This is a genomic window from Peribacillus sp. YIM B13481 (genome assembly GCF_042787985.1).
Taxonomy (GTDB): Bacteria; Bacillota; Bacilli; order Bacillales; family DSM-1321; genus Peribacillus; species Peribacillus simplex_A.
In genome coordinates this window covers 39381-61212 of the sequence record NZ_JBHZPE010000016.1, presented here as the reverse complement: position 1 = coordinate 61212, position 21832 = coordinate 39381, and the positions used below count along the sequence as shown (strand labels likewise).

Sequence of the window (21832 nt, the reverse complement as noted above, 5' to 3'; positions counted from 1 at the left end):
GAGGTGTAGGTAGAGATGAGTAATATGCATAGAAAGATGGGGACCTTTGCTTTAACTATGACAGGTATTGGTTCTATTATCGGCTCAGGTTGGTTGTTCGGAGCGTGGAAAGCTGCCCAGATTGCTGGACCAGCAGCTATTTTTTCTTGGATTATCGGTATGGTGGTAATTTTATTTATTGCATTATCTTACGCAGAGCTTGGGGCAATGTTTCCTGAAGCTGGAGGCATGGTTAAGTATCCTCAATATTCGCATGGCTCTTTTATTGGATTTTTAGCTGCGTGGGCGAACTGGATATCAATCGCTTCGACTATTACCGTTGAGGCCATTGCTTCGGTACAATATATGAGTACGTGGCCTTGGGAATGGGCCAGATGGTCTCATTCTTTAGTTGATAACAATATCTTAACGACCAAAGGATTATTCATAGCTTCTTTACTACTATTGTTCTATTTCTTCGTCAACTATTGGACAGTCAACCTTTTTGCTAAGGCAAATTCATTTATTACCATTTTTAAATTAATTGTTCCAGGTGTAATGGCAGGATCGTTATTTTTTGCTGGATTTCATGGTGAAAACTTTACAAGTTCTCAGGGTATCGCACCATATGGCTGGGCAAGCGTTTTAACAGCAGTAGCTACTTCTGGTATAGTGTTTGCGTTTAACGGATTTCAAAGTCCCGTTAATATGGCAGGTGAAGCGAAGTCACCGAATAAGTCTATACCTATTGCTGTTATTGGCTCTATTCTAATTGCAGGTTTTATATACGTTATGTTACAAGTTGTGTTTATCGGTGTAGTCGATCCGTCAATGATCGTGAACGGATGGAGTCATCTGAATTTTAATTCACCTTTTGCAGATTTGGCAATTGCTCTAAGCCTTAACTGGTTAGCGATTGTATTGTTTGTAGATGCGTTTGTTTCACCGTCTGGTTCAGGTGCCACTTATACAGCTACAACTTCGCGAATGCTTTATGGAATGCAGAAAAATGGGTACTTACCGAGGATCTTTGGTACATTACATCCACTTTATGGTGTTCCGCGTCCAGCGATGTTATTAAACTTAGGTGTATGTTTTATCTTTTTATTTTTATTCCGCGGATGGGGCGTACTTGCAGAAGTGATTTCAGTTGCCACACTTATTTCGTATATCATGGGGCCAGTTGCATTGGCAACATTAAGACGTACCGCTTCACATTTTAACCGTCCATTTCACTTAAAAGGTGCCTCTATTATTGCACCTTGCGGATTTGTTTTTGCATCGCTTACTTTATACTGGGCGCGTTGGCCATTAACAGGAGAAGTCGCTTTCATCATTGCCATTGGACTGCCTATTTACTTTTATTATCAAGCTAAAAATAAATGGAATGGATTCAAAAAACAATTTTTATCAGGTGTTTGGATGCTTCTTTACTTAGGTTGTATGATTTTGATTTCTTATATTGGAAGTGAGAAGTTCGGCGGAAAAAATATTCTTACATTTGGCTGGGATATGGTGGTCATTACATGTCTGGCACTTGGCTTCTTTTGGTGGGGAGTTAAGAGCGGCATTAAAACGGAATACATGGATGAAGCTGAAAAAATCAACAAAGAATTTATCAATAAATAACTTTTTGTGCAGACACAGTTATATGAGTATAAAGAAAACATGGTTATTTTATGACCATGTTTTTTTATTTATTTTAAAATAAGTGCTGGCGATTGTAACGTTATTTTGTTTTAAGGGTTTTTTAGTCTTTGCGAGTAAATTGGTGGAATTCACAAGTAAATAATGAAATCTTGCGAGATAAGTATGCTCTATCATATAGAAAAACTAAATATCCTACTTTTTAGTGCGGAGGTTGAGGTAAAAGTATGAATTGGATTGTTTTTAAATCACTTCCACCTATAGAATGTGTCTTTTCCTAAAGAATTTCATAGTATATATAATTCTCTACATCATCTGAGAAAGGGGTTTATATTTTGGAAAGAACAAAGCTTACCGGGCGTATCGTTACACCTAATGATGCCGAGTATGAGCATGCCAGGATAAATAATAACTTAAGTTTTCCTAAATTCCCAAAGGTCATTGTGTTTTGTCAAAATACCAATGATGTGTTGAATTCACTGAAGTGGGCCCGGGAAAATCATACACCTTTCCGGGTTAGGAGCGGCAGGCATAGTTATGAAAACTTTTCATTAGTGAACGGCGGTCTAATCATTGATATTAGTGAAATGTATAAGATCAAGGTCAATCGTGAAAAAATGATCGCAAAAATTGAAGCCGGAGCTGATTTAGGGCAAGTATATAATAAGCTATGGAAGTATGGAACGACGATTCCGGCTGGGACCGAAAGCGGTGTAGGTCTTGTAGGTCTTACGCTTGGCGGTGGTATAGGGATGTTAACGAGGCGCTTTGGACTTACTTGTGACAATCTGGTTGAAATAGAAATGGTAAGGGCGTGTGGAAAGATGGGCGCCAAACTCATTAAAGCAAATAGGAAAATTAATAGTGATTTATTTTGGGCATGCTGCGGGGGTGGAGGGGGAAACTTTGGCATAGTCACTTCTCTTACTTTCAGGGTACACCCTGTATCAAGGGTATCGGTTTTCTCCGTCACATGGGGGTGGAAAGATTTCGAAGCGGTGTTTAATGCCTGGCAGGATTGGGCCCCTCAAGCTGATGAATGTCTAACTTCTGAAATTGAATTCAAGGCAAAGGAAGTAAACCAAATTATCGCTCAAGGTGAATTTGTTGGAACGTCACATAGGTTAAAGCAGCTTCTAAAACCTTTGACGAAAACTGGTTCACCAACAAATGTCATGATAAAGGAAGTCCCGTACATTGAAGCCGTAAGATTCTTTAATGATCCGAGTGGAAATCGACCGGCCCATCGTAAGAGGTCAGGTTCTTTCATTGAAAAAACTTTTCCTCAGCGAGCAATCTTGACGATGAAGCATTTTCTGGAAAACGCTCCAAATGAAAATGCAGCCATTTGGCATCAATCCCTTGGAGGAGCGGCTGGCCGTGCGGAACCAACGGAAACGGCATTTTATTATCGGGATGCTTTAATCGCCCAGGAGTATTTGGCTACATGGACTAATCCAGAAGAAGAGCGGCATAACATTCATTGGATCAAGGAACTTAAGTACGCCTTGTCTCCGTATACGACCGGTGACTATGTGAATTGGCCGGATACCCTCATCAAAGATTGGCCAACTGCGTACTATGGAGAAAATTTCAAACGGCTTCGAGAAGTGAAAACGACCTATGATCCATACAATACGTTTAGATTCCCTCAAAGCATACCGCCATTAAAAAGGTGGGGTTGAATGGAAGCATCAAAATCATTTGTTATTAAAAGGCTTATTCCTCAATATGGGTACTCTATTATTTAGGTTTGTGTATATTAATTGAGGTAATCCCCAAAATCATGTTTATGAAAGTAAGGTTTGCGTAAGGTAACGTTTGCTTTTCCCTGATTTAATTGATTGTTATCAATTTATTGTTGAGGCATGTAGTTTCTTTCCTTATGTCATTATTGGAATTCCCTACATTAGGTTGACCCTTCTTTTCTTTTATAAGGAGAAAAAATATAACATATACATGATGGTCCATCAATTTCCTAAAAAGTGGACCGCTTGGAAAAGTCCCGAAACGTCCAAAAAAGATTGACGAACAAAGAATAGATAAGGATTCTGTGCATAACTTGTGGACAATAAATGATCAAGTGACCATCCAAATCCATGAAGCTTTAGTTTTTAAAATCGGGAAAAAGAGAATGGAACTATTAGTTTTATTTACTTAGAATCCTCTACCTGCATAAATAGTATTAGGTTCCTTGAATACCATGTTGTATGAATCGCAATAAATATATCGTGACTTGTTGATTGTTCAGTTAATTAAATTACACCTTTACTTATTGGTTTTATAGGATTAAAATCGGTGAAAGAATTATTATAATAGGATGAGCTGATTGGACAACCAAAAGCTCCTGAACGCGATAAGCGAACAGGAGCTTTTTGCGTTCATTTTGGAAAAAGGAGTTGGGAAGATGAATATTGACCATATTGAAGCTTTTATGTATGTTGTTCACCTTAATAGTTTTCATAAAGCCGCAGAGGCAATGTTTTTATCACAGCCAACGGTTTCGGCAAGAATTAAGACACTTGAGAGTGAACTCGATTCAGTACTATTTGAGAGGCAAGGGAGAGGGATTATTTTAACCGAAAAAGGGAAAGCCTTCATTCCATTTGCGGATCAAATTATTCGCACCTTTCAACAGGGGAAAAAACAGTTGAAAACAGGAAGCGAACTGGAGGAAATAAAGATAGGGGCTAATATCATTACATCGCAATACTTTATTCCATTTGCTCTTCCTCTATGGAAAATGGAAAACCCCAATTTACGCTTTAAATTTATTTCAGCAACAAATGATGTATTAATGGAAAAATAAATTCTTTTCTACTATCCATATACATTTTCTTGTTATAAAAGGGAAATTTCAACAGCTACCTAAAACAGAAAAACTTTAGCCTTTTCCTGCTTGGAATCCTGGATATTTGGTCATTCCGCCATCAGCATATAAGGTCCTGCCCGTTACGTAGCTTGATTCAGCTGAGGCTAGCCAGGCAGCACAAGCGGCAATCTGTTCCGGTTTACCGATATATCCCATCGGTATCAGGTCGATGACTTCTTGTTTAGATTTTGGGTCATTGAACTTCTCTGCATTGATGGGTGTGTCGATTGCGCCGGGGGAAATGTTATTTATCCGTATCCCTTTAGGAGCATATTCAAGTGCAAGGGTTTCTGTCATCATCTTCACTCCGCCCTTACTTGCTGCATAATGGACAAAATGAGGCCATGGAATCCGGTCATGAACGGAAGACATATTAATGATATTGCCCTTGATACCATGATCGAGCATATAACTGATAGCTTCCCTGCTTGCGAGGAACATACCCGTAAGATTTACATCGATGACTTTCTGCCAATCCTCAAGCGTCAGCTTTTCGCTCGGGACTTCATTTTCAATGCCTGCATTGTTGATCATGATGTCGATGGTACCGAAAGTGTCGATAGCAAATGAAAGTAATTTCTTTACATCTGCTTCCTTTGAAACGTCGCCTTGAATGGCTGCGGCTTTCCCGCCTGCTGCTTCAATCGTTTTAATGATTTCCTTATGGTCCCCATTTTCAGTGTGATAATTTAATACGACATGTGCTTTTTCTTTACCGAACCTTTCGGCCATGGCTTTACCTAACCCTTTTGCCGCCCCAGTGATCACGACTACTTTTTTCTCTAAATCTTCATACATCATTTATCGCTCCTTTTACTATTCTTTTGTAAAGCCAATCATGATTCCACCAGCAATTACGAGTACACATCCGATGATGACGAAGGCCATCTGCTTTTTGGATTTTCTCTCTCCTAAAAGAAAGATGCCTCCTAAAGTGGAAATGACGATTCCCATTTGGGAAAATGAGAATGCAATGGCAACGCCAACCTTTGGATTAGCGAGCAGGAGACCGATATTACCCACTGCCCACATCATTCCGGTTAGAATATTTCTTCCGGCATACTTATTAAACGGTTTATGTTTGATGGAAAGGAGCAGGGCAGCTAGGAACATGCCAATTGCTTGTGGCAGGATGGCCGACCATCCGTCAACTTCATTCCATCTGACAACAATGACATATGTAACATAACCCAACGTTGAAATGGAAAGATAAAAAATCCCTTTTTTCATGCTTCCTTCTTTTTTGTTTACACCGTCGCCATAGCTTGTCAGCAAGACACCCGTAATCAAGCAGATGATTGCAGCTATGCCGATGATGATTGTAATTTTGTCATTCCATTCCCTGAAAATGATAACGGCAAAAAATGTATTTCCCAGGATTTGCAGTCCGGTTGAGATTGGAACGGTTTTAGATACTCCGATTTCCTTGACGCTATTAAATTGAAATAATTGCCCGAATGCCCACCCTATTCCGGATATGATGCCGACAATCCAGACTAGACTGCTCCATTCCGGTGGATTGATGATAGACATCAAGATGGCGAACAGTAATGAACCGATTGTAATGCCAAGTGTTTGATTATAAGAGTTGCCTCCAAGTTTTTCGGAAACAAGCACTAAGCTGCCCCATGTCAATGCAGGGAGTAGCGCAAAGAGAAAACCTTCCACAAATTTCATCTCCTAAACTAGAAAACAATGTTCTAATGAATATAAAATAGTTAGTTAGTAAGCTATTGAATGTATTTAGAGTTTTCCCTTTACACGGGAATGAAAACATGGATTTAATTTACCATTTGTAATTTTAGGGCTGAAACAATGAAATAATAAGTGGTTTATGCTACTTTTAACTTAAAAATAGATAGGAGAAATAGTATGACGACACTGAATGAATGGTTTGAAAAGGGGATTCCGGCTAAAGAATTTATATCTTCGATGAAAGTCCATAAAGAAAACTTACAATCGATTCAGGAGCGTTTTTCCATTACTGAAGCGGATCAAGTTTTTTTTAATGAATTAAAATCGAAGGAACTTCGAGCAATTGTCATTACTGAAGACTGGTGCGGAGATGCAATGATGAATATACCTATTCTGCTGAATATATCTGAAGCGGCAAATATTGATACTCGCATGGTTTTACGAGATCAAAATCTTGAGCTGATCGATCAATACTTAACGAATGGAACAGCGCGTTCTATTCCAATCTTTATATTCATTGATAGGAATGGTGAAGAAAAAGCGGTTTGGGGACCTCGCGCACCAAAAGTGCAAGAGTACGTAATGGAGTTGAGATCTGACCTGCCTGCTAAGGATGATGAAAGTTTTGAGGCAGAGCAAAAAGAAGTTTTTAAAAAGATAACAGTGGCTTTTTCTGAAGATAAACACCTTTGGGACGAAGTATACGGCAGTATCAAGGAAGCTTTGGGGAAAATTTGATAGTTGATGGGTGACCCTCTTGCAGCTGACATCGGGTATATTCATTTTGATGTCCTCAAAGCAAATAATAAAAACTTGGTGGTAAACTTTTTTTATTGGAGTTTCTTCCATTATGAAGGGGCTGTTCCAAAAGAGATTGGAACCTATTGCTTGTGAATATATAGATATGTTTTTAACGTTTTTTTCTATATTTTTTATGGTTTATGGTACCATGGTTTTGGAACAGCCTTTTTCATTTGTTTATGATTCTGGAATAATTGTAACGCCGATGGTTCGTATTGGAGAGTCCTGTTTAGCACTTTGATCCGTAGCTTTGTAGTATTTCAACATTAAATCGTTCAATTCATTTTGGAAGTTAATAAAACTTTCATCATCAAGCTTTAGTTCTAAAAGTGAAAAGGTTGACCCATCTTCTGAGCAGTCTCTTTCTTCTAATTTAGTAAGATAGTTCTGATATTGAGTCATAAGGGATAATTGATAATAAGAAAAAAAGTTCAGTTTTTTCTCATTTGAAGATTTTTTCCATTCTTCCCCGCTAAGTCGCGCTTCTTCTTCATTTAAAACATAGTATTTTTCGGAAACGGATCTCACTTTTTTCTCTTTTACAATGCGAATGACCCCTGAATCCAACAAAACCTGTATATGTCTATATAATGTTGCTTGTGGTACATCTTTAATGATTTTTAACATTTCTAATGGTGTTAAACCATTTTCCCTGTTTCTCATTAAAGCTTGAGAAATCTTTATTCTTACAGGGTGCATTAAAATTTCAGCTTTATTAATCATCGTATTCTCCTTACATTAGAAATTAATAACTGGATAATGTTAATCAATTTTGATGTTTCAGCAGTTCTCTTTCCTTATAGGTCATGAATAATAAGTTTATTTAATCATATATTGTAATGTTGGAATCATTTTCATTTACGAAAATGACACATTTGGAAAAATAATATTACCGAAATATTTTTTCGAAGTAAATAAAAAGCCATTTTTAAATATTTTCAATTGTTAAAAGCTAATCTCTCCATGCAATAAAGCATAGAGGATTTACACGAATAAGCGTTAAAAATATCATTATATTTTTATTGTTATTTATAATGATAATATTATCATTATAAATAACAATAAAAACTAAAACAATATTTTATAAAGAAAAAAATAGGTGCAATATTCCAGTTTACATGTTATCATTATTGATAATGATAACATTATTTCGTTATTAAAGGAGTGATTATATATGGAATTGCATTATGGATGGAACGAATTGAAAGATATTGATTTCATGTCTATTCTGCCGATTATTTTACCGGTAATTGTTATTGGATTGATTTTAGTCCTTATAGCATTGATTGATTTATACAGACATCGAAAGACGAGAAAAAATGTTTTATTGTGGACACTCATCATTATTTTTGCAAATACTATTGGTCCAATTCTGTACTTCGTTATTGGTAGAAAGGACAGTGACAGAATATGAAATTAGAAATTAGAAATGTTACAAAAAAATTCAAAGAAAAAACAGCGGTCAATAATTTTTCAATGGAACTGCAATCAGGGGAATGTGTTGGATTGATCGGGCCAAATGGGGCTGGTAAATCGACACTAATAAAAGTGATTGCAGATATTATAGATCCAAGTATGGGAGAGGTATTGCTTGATGGTAAGAAAATTTCAAAAATGAAAAAGGAAATAGGCTACTTACCGCAATACCCAAACTTCTTTCAATGGATGACTGCCAAAGAAACACTAACTTTCATGGGGCAGCTCTCAGGCATCAAGAAGGAAGAATTATTAAGGGGCATTCCAGAGATAATGTCGAAAGTAGGTTTGAGCGGGGAAGAGAATTCGAAGGTGAGGACTTTTTCAGGCGGAATGAAACAGAGGCTTGGAATTGCACAAGCGTTGTTACATAAACCAGCATTGATTGTCATGGATGAACCAGTTTCGGCATTAGATCCAATCGGCCGGAGAGAAGTGTTAAATATAATAAAAGAAATAAAGAAAGATACGACAATTTTAATATCGACACATATATTAAGCGATGCAGAAGAAATATGTGAGAGATTTGTCATTATAAAGAGTGGTAAAAAAATCGAAGATACAACAATGTCAGAATTATTAAACAGGAATAGCGGAAATAAAATTAATGTCGATATAACCTCTAAAAGTCAAAAATGGATTGAAAACGTTAAAAGCTTGAACTTTGTAAAAGGTGTAGAGGTAACGGGAAATAAATTGAAGATAGAAGTGGAAAATATTGAGTCGAACAAGAACATGTTACTCGCGAGTGCTCTTGAGCATAATGTTGATCTTGTAAGGTTTGAAATAGATAACGATACATTGGAAGAGATATTCTTAAAATTGGTGGTGGAAAAATGAATAATTTTACCGTTTTAGCGAAAAAGGAATTTGTTCAGATGGTACGTGAATTTAAAGTGATTTGGCTGCCACTTGTATTTATATTTTTAGGAATAACTCAACCAGTTGTAAGCTATTACTTACCTTCAATATTAGAGGCACTTGGGGGGGGCCAAGGAATCACGATTGATCCAAGCATGGCTGCCCAAAAAGGCGGCGAAGTTCTTGCAAGTACATTAGGGTCCCAATTTGATCAGCTGGGGGTCATGATCATCATCGTTTCCATGATGGGGGTCGTACAATCTGATAAAGCAAATGGTATGCTGGCTTTCATTCTTACAAGGCCCGTGACGGTTGTATCTTATATAAGCGGGAAAATCATTTCCAACTATCTATTTGTTGCCTGCAGTGTAGCATTAGGATACTTGGTTTCATATCTGTATGTAGTTTTTTTGTTTACGAGTGTTGATTTTGTGGATTTAATAATAGCTTTGTTGTTCTATCTGCTGTGGATTCTATTTATCGTTTCATTCACGACGATGATCAGTACCATTTTTAATAGTCAGGGTATTATTGCATTAATTTCGATTGTATTTCTCCTCGGCTGCAGAATCATTGTTGGTTTAAATCCGGTTATGGACAATTTGAATCCAGCAAGCATGAGTAAACATGCCATGGAAGTACTGATTTTAGGTACAGTCAATACACAGGCGATTTGGGGTGCATTAGCCGCACTTGCGTTGACGGCGCTAACGATATTAGTAACGAACATATGGATTTCAAAAAAGAAATTCAATAACGAATAAGTTTGGGAGGAAATGTGTTATTCATGAAGTGATTGGAGGATGATAACATTGTTAAGCATCACAGATTTAGAGAAAAGCTACTCAACAAAGAAGATATTGAATGGTGTAAATCTAAAAATCAAAAAAGGGGAAATTTTAGGTTTTATAGGTGCGAATGGTGCAGGAAAAACAACTACGCTGAATATTATTACGGGCATATTGGATTATGAAAATGGAAGGGTTGAAATAAATGGCCTGACCAAGGAAGACGGCATAGAATTTAAAAAACAATTTTTCTTCATTCCTGATACTATCAATGTATTTAAAAATGTTTCGGGGTTTGATTGGATTCGGTTCTTGATGAACCTATATGGGAATGATGACAAAGAACGTTTGGGGAAATATATCAATCGGTTTGGGATGCAGGATTCCATTAAAAAGCCAATGGGAAGCTATTCTTATGGGATGATGCATAAGGTATCCCTGATAGCGGCTTTTACCATTAATCCCCCGATCATCATTATGGATGAACCGTTAAATGGATTAGATCCAAACGCCGTTTTAGTTTTTAAGGGGTTAATCAAACAATATGTTGAAATGGGCGGTACAGTGTTTTTCTCGACACATCTGTTAGATGTGGCAGAAAAAATTTGTAATACAGTGGCTATTTTAAAAGAGGGTAAAATCATCCTGCATGATGAAATAAAAAATATAATAGGTGAAAGTTCTTTAGAATCTACCTTTATGGAGGCTCAGGTATATGAAGGAAAAACTTCAATTAACTAGATTTTTCGTTTCTTCCTTCTATAAAATGCCAAAGCAGACAATGCTGCAGGCTGTTTTGATAATAGCCGTTTTTTATATGTTTTTGCAGCTAACTGTCGTAAATGCCTTTGTTTATTTTCTTGGGGATACCCAGGTCTTCCTGTTTTACAATTTAACCATTTCGAGCATTCTCGTCTTTGCATTGGTTTGCTATTTATCCACATCGCAAATATTTGCTTATTATGAATTTAAAGTATTGGCTCCGCTGCCACTGACCTATAAGGAGATATCAAAGGCTAAGGTACTAAGTAGCTTATGGGTGCCTATCATCTTATCGATGGTAATCCAAGTGCCGACCATGGGATTCTTGATAGTCGATCAAAAGTTTATGGAAGCGATTAAATTATTTATATTTTTACCCATTGTAAATGGATTAACGGCATTGATCCTCCTATTCATTCTGTCGTGCATTAATAGGTATTATTATAAATTCAAAAATAAAATAACATATTTAATGGTGAACATTGCTGTCATCCTAATGCTTTTGATTATTTCCATTGTTTATTTTGCTGGAAAATCATCAATTGCTATATCAAAGGTCATTTCGGATATTGATTTGAATTCTATTGAAGGGTTAAAAAACTCGTTGGAATTCATAATGAAACATATGTTTGAAACCGCAAATATGATTCCAGTGATTAATTGGATACTAGATGCATTTGTATCAAATGAAATAACTGCTCATTTTCTTGTTATCTATATTTCGACAATATTAATCAGTTTCCTATTATATACATTCATTATAGAAAACATTTCTGTTAATTATTTTAAAAACGGGTTATTGGAAAATAATAAAATGAATATGAAAAACTCAAAGGTCAATATCTCCAAAAATCAATGGAGTAACTATTTACAAAGAGAGATATGGATCATTAAGTCTGAAGCATATTTTAAGATGCAAATAGTTTTAGGTCTTTTATTACCGCCAATCTTTTCACTTGTAATGCTATTGTTGATACAGAAGGAAGTGTTTCCAAATTATTTGGATATAACGAAAGAAGGAGTCTTTGATAAATACTTTTCATATTCTGTCCTCTTTTTGAGTTGTATAAATAATATAAGCGGAACCCCATATTCAAGAGAAGGGAAATATCATTATTTACTGAAAAGTGCCCCTTTTAATGAAAGATATGTTTATTTTTCTAAAGTGATATTTTCATCAATTATCAGTATTATAGCCGTAGTGATCAGCTTTTTAATATTTGCTCTATTTGGCCATTGGGAATTGGAAAGTGCAGTCATGTTGTTAATTATTTCTTGTTTAGTGGTTTGCTATAATCTTCTAACACCCATATATGATATGAAAAACCCAAGTATAGAATGGGAGAACCCATCAGCTGCAATTAAATCAAACCCCAATGTATTAATAAGCCTACTTTATGGATTTCCATTTTTAATCATGGTTGCACTCATTCATTTTGGCTTGGTCTGGTTCAGTGTCCAGCCAATTATGGGAGCTCTCATAATTTTAATGATCGTAATAGTAATCAATTCCGTTTTGGTTAATAGGTTGAAACTATATTTATGAAAGTCTTTATATTAGAAAAATTTTTTTCGTTGATAAAGGATGTACAGAAAATCGGCACTAAATAAATTTAAAAAAGGAGTGTCTTATTATGGGGAAGCACCATGATAAAGATTTTAAAATTTATGCTGCTCGATTAGTATTGGAAGAAGGCAGAAAACCTAGAGAATTGGCCGAAGAGCTCAATATCTCGATACCTACATTAAGAAATTGGATCAATAATTATAAAGAAACAAATGAACAGGGCTTGGAGGATTCCCGTAATGGTTTTACAGGGCTAAGTCTGAAAGAGGAAAAGGATAAAATAATCAAAGACTTACAGGAAGAGAATGAGATATTAAAAAAGGCAATGCATATTTTCACGAAACAACCATAAATGAATGAACAGTATATAAAGCCATTTTTTATTTTTCACAATTATAGTGAAAAATAAAATACGGCTTTTTTTATTGGAGAAATAAAGGTGGCCAATTAAAAATTTTTATATTTTTATAAAAATATTTAAATAAATTAATATTAGGTAAATTGGTAAAGTTATTATTTAATGTAGATAATTTACAAATTTTTAATGGACTCGACAAAATTGTTGTGATAAAGTGTTATCGATAATGATAATAGGCAATAATTAACCTAGAAAATGAAATATTTGTTTTAAAAAAGAAATTTTACAGGATAAAAATGGATGTAATTTGGAGGAGAGTCATTATAATTGATTGAATATTTTATGAATAAGAAAAAAATTTTCAAAACTTAGAGATAAAGTTTTATGAAGAGGATTCAGTCAATTTGGACTATATTGATGATATTTTCAACGAAAAGAATGGAATTATTTAATTTGCAAGCTGGCCCCAAAAAATCATCGAAGCAAAGAAAAGTTTGTTTGTGAAAAAAAGCAATTATGAATTTTTAGATATAGGTTTGGATGAAATAAAGAATATATCCCTGTTGAAAGGAGAATTTGGACAGCCGGTAATTGTTAATAACTTGTCTTTTACCAATGAACATCGGTATTTCCATCACTCATACAGATAAAACTTTTGGAATCTTGATTTTTGATCAACTGCATCCAATGGGAATCGATATTGAAGCTAAAACGAAAACTGACTCTGACTTTTTGGAGGCATTTAACGGAATCCGACAAAAAAAGATTAAGGAAAGTGAAGGAGTTTATTTTCTAATAAATTCCAGAAAATAAATTGAGGGGGAATACCAATGGAGTTAAAAGTGGAAGCAAATGCTGAATTTAAAAATAACAAACTAGTACAATATCTATTTAAAAAAGAGGAAAGAGTACATAAGTTAATCATTTCGTTATTGATCCTCAGTTTAATTGCAGGTATCGAGACGACGCTTTTGTTATATTCTGCAGATCAAAAAGGGATGAATGTATTAAATGGCATGTCCATTTCAGAGATAGGGGTCATGAGTTTTGCCATAAACACAATTGTAATGGGAGCTCTTGGATTATTGGTTACATTTATTATTCAAATAATAATTGTATGCCTATTATTTTTATTCTCAAAAGAAAGATCGGTAAATATAAAAGGGATTTGTCAAGCTGTCATTAATGCAGGGATATGCATTGTAGTTGGATCTGGTGTAAATGCAATAATCGCATTATTGGTTAAGAGCAAGGAAACGACATTTACTAGTTTATCCTTACTCGTGCATGATAAAACTTCAATTCTTCACACATTCATGGCTGAGTTTGAATTGTTTTATATTGTCAGTTTAATTTTATTCAGCTATAGCTTAGAAAAATTAGCACTCATTAAGAGAAAAAAAGCATTAATCATAACGATTTTCATAGCTTTAATTTCTTTAGTTTTTCATATGTTGACGGTCGCATCAGGCACATATTTAAAATGATGGGGGAAAATGATGAATATGGATTCTTTAGTGAATTTATTTGAGGCAAGTGTTAGGAAATATGAGAACAATATTGCAGTAAGAAATAAAGATATACACTTTTCATATAAAGAAACAAATATTTTGGCAAATAAAATGGCGATGTATATAAAGGATCAAGGGATAAATATAGGAGACAATGTCGGAATCTATATTGAAAAGTCCGAGTATGTTTTATTTTTAATCATAGCACTCCTTAAATTGGGTGTTACCTATGTACCTATCGACCCTAAAAGTCCGGATGAAAGAGTAAAGCATATAATAAGGAATTCGGAATTGAAGTTATTAATAGGGGATAAAGGTCAGCTTGACGATATTGATTGTGGGCATTTAACCATTGATGAGGTGGTAGAGAATTCTAAAGATATGACAGGTGATAATTTACATACCTTAATTGACCCAAAGGATCCAGCTTATATCATTTTTACATCGGGCTCAACCGGCAAGCCTAAAGGAGTTTGTGTTTCACATGAAAATGTCATGAACTTGTTTTTAGGTTGCGAGGGTTTGTTCGAGTTTAGTAATAAAGATAAATGGACATTTTTCCATTCCTACGCATTTGACTTTTCCGTTTGGGAGATGTGGGGAGCTTGGATTTATGGCGGAGAAGTCGTAATGGTTTCATTTGAAGAAAGCAGAAATCCAATATCTTTTGTTGATTTAATGGTAAGTACTCAAACAACCGTTTTTAATTGTACGCCAAGTGCTTTCTTCGAGGTGAGTGGAGAGCTCATAAATCGTCAAAATGAATTGAGTTTAAAATACATTATATTTGGAGGGGAAGCATTAAACTTCAAAAAATTGGCGCAGTGGTTTTCGCCAGAAAACGGCAGGCTGCCAAAGCTAATAAATATGTATGGAATAACTGAAACCACCGTTCATGTAACATACAAAGAAATCGCTAAAAGTGATGTTGAAAAAGGAATCACTAATATCGGAAAAGTCCTGCCTCATCTTGGATTTAAAGTAATGAATCAAAATGGAGAAGAAGTAATTGGAGATGAAGAGGGCGAGTTATACGTTTCAGGAAAAGGTGTTTCGCTAGGTTACTATAAAAATGCCATGATGAATAAGATGAAATTTACTTATATCGATAATGTTCGCTACTATAAGTCAGGGGATGTAGTGAAAGTTTTAGATGATGGGGATCTGCAATATATCTCCAGGAATGATGAGCAAGTGCAGCTAAGGGGTTTCAGGATTGAATTAGGGGAAATTGAGAGCTCGTACAATGAATTGAAAAACATCAAGAATGCTGTCGTTACAATGGATACAGCGTTTAATGATGATAAGCATTTATTTTTATACTATGTTGCTGATGAGGAATTAGCTGCTGATTATTTGAGGGAAAGTGTAGGAAGCTCATTACCGTCCTATATGATACCAAGCTTTTTTATCAAGGTAGACAACATCCCTTTAACCGTAAACGGAAAACTGGACAAAGCATTATTACCCAAAGTCATTATAAAAGACAGTGAAACTGCATCGAGTATCAAGAGTCCAGCAGATGAAAAAATAAGTGAAAAAGTAAGAGAAGTGGTTGTTAGCATCATAGGTAATGAGGTTATAAAAGATAATCAGTCATTACTTGAAAGTGGAATGAACTCATTATCGATAATGAGATTAATTGTCAAGATAAAAGATCAATTCAATACCGAAATCGCTCCTTCAGTTTTTTTGGATAACGATACGATTGCGAAATTATCCCAAGTTTTAGAAACCCGTAAAAAAGAAGAGGTAAAGCAAGATTATATACCTATAAATGACATGAATACATACCCTTTAACATATGAACAAGAAAATTTGTGGTTCATTCACCAAACCAATGTAGATAAATCGTTATATAACATAGTTTTTTCTTATGAAATATCAGGTGAAGTGAATAAAGGAAAACTGGAGATATCTTTAGATAAGCTGAGCAATAAACATCAAATTTTAAAAAGTATCATAAGAGAACAATCTGGAAAAGGCATCTTGGTTTTTGATGAGTCGATTAACCATTGTATTAACTATATTGATGTTTCGGACATTCCTTTAGACATACAGGAAGAAAAAATAAATCACTTGGTGAATGAAGAAACGGAACGACAATTCGATATAAGTAATGGTCCTCTCTTATGGATTGCGTTAGTGAAGAAAAATGAATGTGAATATCAATTAATATGTAATATCCATCATATTATTTTTGATGGTTGGTCGATTCCATTAATGATCAATGATTGGTTTTCCATTTATGAGGAAATCGAGAATGGGGAACAAAATGATATAAATAACAAATCCATTCAATATGGAGATTATGCTTTATGGCAAAAAAACTCACCAAATTATATAAGTGGCAAGGATAATGAGTTCTGGAGTAATGAAATAACTGCATTACAGCAAAAGTCCTTATTACAATATGATCATCAAAAAACAGGAGAAGGTAAAAGCACTTCCGATATTATCAGCTTCTTGTTACCAAAAGATATTCAACACAATCTAGAAAGTCTTCATAAAAAAACGAAGTCGACTTTGTTCATGAGTTTACTTACAGCCTATCAAACCTTTTTGTCTGTTTATTTTGATGAAGAGGAAGTTGTTGTCGGAAGTCCATTGGCGAAGAGAAACCATGTGGATACAGAAAAATTGATAGGTTATTTCGTCAACACCTTGCCCTTTAAAATAAAGGTATCTCAGGATGATTCATTTAAAGGGATTTTGAGAAAAAATATAAAAAATATTGCAGGTGTTTTTGACCATCAAAATTTACCTACTAAAGAAATATTAAAATATTCATCGGAAGAAAGAACCATGGAAAATACGCCTTTGTTCGATACAGTATTTGTTCTGCAGAATAACCAAAAAGAAAAGCTGGCGTATAAAGATTTCAAATTAAAACCCAAAAAAATCAATACCTTTAAAGCTAAATTTGATTTGGTTGTTCAGGTAGAGGAAATTGATGAGGATGAATTAGTCATTTCGTTTGAATTCAACAAATCATTATTCAATAAAACGACGATTCAAAGAATGGCTAAAAATTTCAAATATTGGCTGCAAGAGATTACAGCCCAGGAAAGCAGGAAATTAAAGGACATTACCTATTTAGAGCCTGCACAGTTACAATCACTAATCGAAATGGGGACAAGTAACGTAAAACAAGAAATGGAAGATCAACATTTTGAAGATGTAATAACTAGGTTTGAGAATAAAGTACGTACAAATTTCAATGATATTGCCATTGTTCATGGAGATGATCAAGTATCGTATAGCGAGTTAAATGCCCGGGCAAATCAGGTGGCACATAAATTATTCCGAAACGATGTAGGTGCAGAAGATAGAATAGGTATTTTTATGGATCGATCGATCAATATGGTAACGGCTATTTTAGCCGTTATGAAAGTTGGGGCAGGGTACGTGCCTTTGGACCCGTCACAGCCAGAGTCGCGGCTGAAACATATGATTGAGGATTCTCAAATCATATATTGTTTAAGTAATGAAGAAGGACTTTCAAAGTATCCCGGTGATGAAGGAAAACTAATATTGATCGAAGACATACTAAAAGTAAGAGAAAGTGAATGTGAAGAATTCGATTCAAGAAAGCTATCGGATAATGATTTGGCCTATATCATCTACACTTCAGGAACAACGGGAAAACCTAAAGGAGTCATGATTGAACATGGCGGATTGGCAAACCTCTGTGATTGGCATATCGATTATTATTCTGTTGATGAAAAAGATGCAGCATTACTGGTTTCGAATACATCTTTTGACGCTTCTGTTTGGGAGGCATTTCCTTACCTAACGAATGGGAATAAACTCCTGATTCTGGATTACTATGATTTACTGGATGTTGAGATCCTTTCGGAGAAGTTAGAAAAGGAGAGTGTCACACTCGCATTTTTTTCAACGGGACTGCTAGAGCAATTATTTATCAACGAAATGAAATTCCCGCAATCAATCAGAGCTATATTGACAGGTGGGGATCGTTTAAAAACGAAACCTGATCGTTTGAGTTTTGACTTATATAATAATTATGGGCCAACGGAGGGTACTGTCGTAGCGACTGTATATAAGGTACTTCCAAGTGATGATACAGTGATCCCCATTGGTAAGCCAATTCTAAATGCAGAAGCGTTCGTGTTGAATTCCAGGATGAAGCCTACACCTAAAGGTCAAATAGGCGAGCTGTATATCGGCGGAAAAGGAATTGCAAGAGGATATATAAATAATCCGGAGAAGAACGATGAAAGCTTTATTCCGAGTCCGTTCAATCCCTCAAAAAAGCTTTATAAAACTGGAGATTTGGTTAAGTATACCGAGGATGGAAATTTACTATTTGCAGGAAGAGCGGATGACCAAGTGAAAATCCGGGGATATCGTATCGAACTTGGTGAGATCAGTGCTGTTCTAAACAAATGTACAGGTATAAAGGATTGCTTTATCGCGATAAAAGATGAATCTAAATCGAAGAAATTTATCATTGCTTATTATATCTCAGACAATGATCTGGAAGAAAATCATATCAGGGATTATATGAAGAATCATCTTCCTCATTATATGATTCCTTCTTACTTCATTAAAATGGAGTCTTTTCCGCTGACCGTTAACGGCAAAGTGGATACGAAGAGCTTACCGGATACAAAAACGAACTCGGAAGAGACTAAAAGTAAAAGTGTCATTAATGAAACGGAACAAAAATTGCTAAAGATATGGAAAGAGGTCCTGAATAATCAGGAAATAGTCATCCGCGATAACTTTTTCGAATGTGGGGGAGACTCCATCCTAAGCATTCAAATTTGTTCACTTGCCAAGAAAGAAAATCTTTTCATTACTTCAAAAGATATCTTTGAAAAACAAAGTATCGAAGAGCTGGCAAAGGTTGTGGAATCGACGGGGGATTTAACGATAAATCAGTCTGACGTTTTTGGAAAGGCATCATTTACACCTATTCAAAGTTGGTTTTTCTCTCAACAAATAAATAATTATAATCATTGGAATCAATCCGTAACATTAAAGGGCTACCCGCAACTGAGTGAGAAAAGGCTTATGAAGATCATGGCGCATATCGTTAAACATCATGATGGGCTGAGATCAAGGTTCACTAGCAAAGAAGCATTTTCACAAATAGAAAAAAATACGGATCCGAATGAAAATTGGACTTTGAATTACGTAAATCTATCAAACATGAATAAGGACATACAAGAACAGGAAGTTGTTAAACTCGGAATCGATGCACAAGAGGGCATAAACATTTCAAACGGACCGCTGATGAAAATTGTATGCATCAATACAGGCAAAAATGAGCATAGAATCATTTGGATCATTCATCATTTACTTGTTGATGGGGTTTCCTGGAGAATCTTAATCGAAGACTTTGACCGGCTATATATTCAAGATATTAACGATAAAGAACTAAAACTGGATAATAAAACGACATCATATAAGGAATGGGCAAATAACCTTAATGATTACAAAAATAGTATTCCTTTAGTCATTAAAGAGTACTGGCTGAATGAAAATAACGCACTGTATGAAAACGCCTTGGCCAAAACTGGGAATGCATACGATGGAAGATCATTTGATATGAAGCTTAATAAAGAGCTTACAAACAAAATCTATAATGAAATGACAAAAGCTCATAAAGCATCAATCGATGAAATATACTTATCTATTTTTGCAATGCTAATCGGGAATTATTTTAATAAAAAAGATATTCATTTTACTTTGGAGGGACATGGTCGCGAGGAATTATTCGCAGATGTCGATTTATCCAGAACAGTTGGATGGTTTACGACCATGTGCCCGGTTTATTTAGAAAATAAAGAATCCATTACAAACACGATTAAAGGTACAAAGAAAAAGTTAAGGGCCTTGCCTAATAAAGGGATTGAGTATGGGATCATGACCGAATTATGTGGCGAGACACAAATGAAACAAAATAAGCCGCTTATCAGTTTTAATAATTTAGGTAGATTTCATCAAAACAATGAATTGGCTGCGAAGGAGGTCATCTTTTTTAGTGAACATGATATTCAACATAATTCCTATACCGAGCATGAAATCGATATCGAATTACTTGTAGTGAATGAAGAGCAAACTATAAAAATAAACTACAACAGACATTTCGTAAGAGAAGATTTTGAGAATTATGTTCAAAACAATTTGCTGGAATTGTTGGAAGCAGTGACAAAATTGGAAAATTCGATGTACGGGCCGGAAGACTTTCCAATAGTGGATGTGCCTGAAGAGGAACTTAACCAACTACTAAGCAAAGAAACAGGAATTGTTGATATTTATGAATTGACTGCTTTGCAAAAAGGGATGTTATATCATAGTTTATTTGATAGTGAGAGCAGTCAGTATAAAGTACAACTCATTTTTGATATTAAAGGCGTTCTGGACGTCGCAAAATTAAAGAATGCCATTGGGACAGCAGCTGGGAAACATGACATTTTAAAAACGAAATTATATTCAAGTAGAAAAGGGATATTCTATCAACTATTAATGAGTTCCATGGATATCGAGATTAAATATGAAGAAATGACCGATCATCAAGCGAAGCTGGAAAAGTTGTTAGCAGATCAATACAAAATCATAGATATCGAGAACAATAGGTTGAATAGCTTCATGATCGTTAAGCTTGCGGAAAATGAGTACCAATTAATATGGACATTCCATCATATTATTATGGATGGTTGGAGTTATTCGATGGTGATTAATGACATTTTTGACTCTTATCATTCAATAACACCGTCATCATCTTTGAGTACCTCATTTAAAAAGTATGTTGAATATATGAAAGATTATACGAGTAATAAGGAGCTGCGGGACTATTGGGCAGGGAAACTGGAAGGTGTCCGAAGTTCTGTACCTAGTTTAACGGGAATGTTGGAAGGCGAGGGTTACATTGAGAATAGCTACTTGAAAGTACTGGATGAGGAATTGAGTGATTCCATTCAACGATTCTGTCAGGAATACAAGATTACCATGAATACTTTCTTTCTAACTATTTGGCTAGCTACTTTAAAAGAAATAAAAGGTACGGATAATGTATGTTGCGGCGTAGTGACATCAGGCAGGAATATCCCGGTCCAAAATATTGAGGTTATGGTTGGTCCATTTATCAATACCGTTCCGTTTATAAAGAATATCAGCCAAGAGAAGACCTACATGGAACTGCTGGATGAGGTTCAAAAGGAATTTTTGGAACTAAGTGCCTATGAGAATACACCATTATCAGAAATTTATGAATGGGCTAATATGAAAGATCATTTATTTGACTCATTATATGCTTTTGAAAACTATCCCATGCAACTAGCTAATACTGGTGAAATCAATGTAAGTTTGAAAGAAGGGCGGGAAACCACCCATTATCCAATCGTCATCATCATTAACCCTGGTTCAAGTGTTCAAATTAAGTTTAATGAGGCAGCGGTCAATCTAAAGTTAAGGACATCAGTCATTTCTATATTTAATCAAATCTTAAACGGAATGTTAGAAAAAATGAAAGTTAAGTGAGGG

The 21832-nt window shown here is 35.2% G+C and carries 14 protein-coding genes and 1 pseudogene; 12 read left to right on the top strand and 3 right to left on the bottom strand.

Annotation, left to right across the window (positions count from 1 at the left end; genetic code table 11):
• Positions 1–15 precede the first annotated feature (15 nt).
• From ACFX4X_RS11795 to ACFX4X_RS11785, 3 genes and pseudogenes are all read left to right on the top strand, one after another.
• Positions 16–1608, top strand: a complete 1593-nt coding sequence (locus tag ACFX4X_RS11795; protein WP_289338198.1) for a glutamate/serine transporter AimA — start codon at positions 16–18, stop codon at positions 1606–1608.
• A 353-nt stretch (positions 1609–1961) separates the two neighbouring features.
• Positions 1962–3311: an FAD-binding oxidoreductase gene (locus tag ACFX4X_RS11790; RefSeq protein WP_377383600.1), complete on the top strand. Its 1350-nt coding sequence runs from the start codon at positions 1962–1964 to the stop codon at positions 3309–3311.
• A 722-nt stretch (positions 3312–4033) separates the two neighbouring features.
• Positions 4034–4432: pseudogene (locus ACFX4X_RS11785) on the top strand (LysR family transcriptional regulator); the annotation flags it as partial.
• Positions 4433–4510: 78 nt separating this feature from the next.
• Here ACFX4X_RS11785 and ACFX4X_RS11780 read toward each other — a convergent pair.
• Positions 4511–5296, bottom strand: a complete 786-nt coding sequence (locus ACFX4X_RS11780; RefSeq protein ID WP_377383597.1) for a glucose-1-dehydrogenase — start codon at positions 5294–5296, stop codon at positions 4511–4513.
• A gap of 18 nt (positions 5297–5314) precedes the next feature.
• A complete protein-coding gene (locus ACFX4X_RS11775) occupies positions 5315–6175 on the bottom strand; it encodes a GRP family sugar transporter (protein ID WP_377383594.1) in 861 nt (286 codons plus the stop codon).
• Between the two features lie 195 nt (positions 6176–6370).
• On the opposite strand from ACFX4X_RS11775, the gene ACFX4X_RS11770 reads away from it, so the two are divergent.
• Positions 6371–6931, top strand: a complete 561-nt coding sequence (locus ACFX4X_RS11770) for a thioredoxin family protein (RefSeq protein ID WP_377383591.1) — start codon at positions 6371–6373, stop codon at positions 6929–6931.
• 240 nt (positions 6932–7171) lie between these two features.
• Here ACFX4X_RS11770 and ACFX4X_RS11765 read toward each other — a convergent pair whose 3' ends face one another.
• The gene (locus ACFX4X_RS11765) at positions 7172–7717 is read right to left on the bottom strand and encodes a helix-turn-helix domain-containing protein (RefSeq protein WP_089362838.1); all 546 of its coding nucleotides are present in this window, start codon (positions 7715–7717) and stop codon (positions 7172–7174) included.
• A gap of 451 nt (positions 7718–8168) precedes the next feature.
• On the opposite strand from ACFX4X_RS11765, the gene ACFX4X_RS11760 reads away from it, so the two are divergent.
• From ACFX4X_RS11760 to ACFX4X_RS11725, 8 genes are all read left to right on the top strand, one after another.
• Entirely contained in the window at positions 8169–8408 is a 240-nt protein-coding gene (locus ACFX4X_RS11760; protein ID WP_061461669.1) for a PLD nuclease N-terminal domain-containing protein, read from the top strand.
• On the top strand, positions 8405–9310 hold the full coding sequence (locus tag ACFX4X_RS11755) for an ABC transporter ATP-binding protein (RefSeq protein WP_061461670.1): 906 nt from the start codon (positions 8405–8407) through the stop codon (positions 9308–9310). The genes ACFX4X_RS11760 and ACFX4X_RS11755 overlap by 4 nt, the downstream gene beginning before the upstream one ends.
• Positions 9307–10095, top strand: coding sequence for an ABC transporter permease (locus ACFX4X_RS11750; RefSeq protein WP_061461671.1), 789 nt, complete (start codon positions 9307–9309; stop codon positions 10093–10095). Before ACFX4X_RS11755 ends, ACFX4X_RS11750 begins: the two co-directional genes overlap by 4 nt.
• 48 nt (positions 10096–10143) lie before the next feature.
• Entirely contained in the window at positions 10144–10860 is a 717-nt protein-coding gene (locus tag ACFX4X_RS11745) for an ABC transporter ATP-binding protein (RefSeq protein WP_317777769.1), read from the top strand.
• A complete protein-coding gene (locus tag ACFX4X_RS11740) occupies positions 10835–12427 on the top strand; it encodes a hypothetical protein (protein WP_317777770.1) in 1593 nt (530 codons plus the stop codon). Before ACFX4X_RS11745 ends, ACFX4X_RS11740 begins: the two co-directional genes overlap by 26 nt.
• Before the next feature lie 88 nt (positions 12428–12515).
• A complete protein-coding gene (locus ACFX4X_RS11735) occupies positions 12516–12800 on the top strand; it encodes a transposase (protein ID WP_377383584.1) in 285 nt (94 codons plus the stop codon).
• 836 nt (positions 12801–13636) lie between these two features.
• Positions 13637–14293, top strand: coding sequence for a hypothetical protein (locus tag ACFX4X_RS11730; protein ID WP_377383581.1), 657 nt, complete (start codon positions 13637–13639; stop codon positions 14291–14293).
• A 12-nt stretch (positions 14294–14305) separates the two neighbouring features.
• Positions 14306–21829, top strand: coding sequence for an amino acid adenylation domain-containing protein (locus ACFX4X_RS11725; protein ID WP_377383578.1), 7524 nt, complete (start codon positions 14306–14308; stop codon positions 21827–21829).
• Positions 21830–21832: the final 3 nt, after the last annotated feature.